We start from the raw sequence: 1,008 nt of genomic DNA on the forward strand, positions 1-1,008 counted from the left end.
CTGCCCCAGCTTTTGGGAAGACAGCAGGGGGGATAGAAACAGCCGTTGCGCCAAGGTCTGCCCAAAAAGCAAGGGATCCCTTCTCTAGGGATCCCTCTTCTAAGACCAATTGAGACTAGAACAAATTAGTCGCGCTCAATGTACAAAAAGAGCACGGCCATGGCCACTGCCGGCAGCAGCCAACCGACAATGGGGACGAAAATCCAAGGAAGATAAGCAGCAGCGTAAGAACCGGTCATAGTTTTGCTCCTCTCCAGTGCCTTGACAAGCTTGACAACTAATTCACCAACCCTCGAAAGATGGCGTCGATCCCGGCAAAGTTCTCCAACAGGAAGTAGGCAGCAAAGACGCCACCCATGCCTCCCAAGAAAAATCCTGCCGTCAGATCCCCCCAGCCACGTGCCGTAGATAGAGGATTGGCTCCCGGCGTTTCCGGCTTGTTTCCAAAGGTAACGCTGCCATAGGCCGACATGCAGGCGGTTCCCAGCAACACAATTGCCATCGCCGTGACCAGCCCACCCAAATTAGCTGCCTCAGGATAGTCGCGCAGCGGGCCCACCACGATTTCTGGCCCCACCAAAAAATAGCCATGCGCCAACCCAATCTCCAGCCCCCGCAACAGCGGCGATAGGCCAGGACGGTTGATGGGGAGGTTGTTGATAAACAGACGGGTGACAGGAGAATCGCTGATAGGCGTCGAAAGATGGCCCTCGCAGGGATCGTCGTTAAAGGTGCGAATGTAATCCATGTCCGAAGGTCCTGCCTGGAATTTTGGGATTCATTCTACGGGGCCTCAGTTCTCCTCTCAGCAGCCGCTATCCGGATCGTTAAAAAAGTTCATGCTCGCTTAACAGAGATATAGACCCTTATCAAGGGATCCGAGAAGCTTTTTGCTTGGATCCCCCCAGTACTTGCCCTTCTCCTAGGCAAACAGCTTTTCCCAGCACCACCGCCCCTCTACCCCCTAGATGCCTCTGAGATCCTGTAAAGTAGCTGACTGCAGATAGG

The 1,008-nt window shown here is 54.2% G+C and carries 2 protein-coding genes; both read right to left on the reverse strand.

The window, feature by feature from the left end:
• Window positions 1–125: 125 nt before the first annotated feature.
• Entirely contained in the window at window positions 126–239 is a 114-nt protein-coding gene (locus NW852_RS06465; protein ID WP_414360509.1) for a photosystem I reaction center subunit VIII, read from the reverse strand.
• A 38-nt stretch (window positions 240–277) separates the two neighbouring features.
• The gene (locus NW852_RS06470) at window positions 278–748 is read right to left on the reverse strand and encodes a photosystem I reaction center protein subunit XI (RefSeq protein ID WP_414366901.1); all 471 of its coding nucleotides are present in this window, start codon (window positions 746–748) and stop codon (window positions 278–280) included.
• Window positions 749–1,008 lie beyond the last annotated feature (260 nt).

This window comes from Synechococcus sp. H60.1 (genome assembly GCF_047462335.1).
Classification (GTDB): domain Bacteria; phylum Cyanobacteriota; class Cyanobacteriia; order Thermostichales; family Thermostichaceae; genus Thermostichus.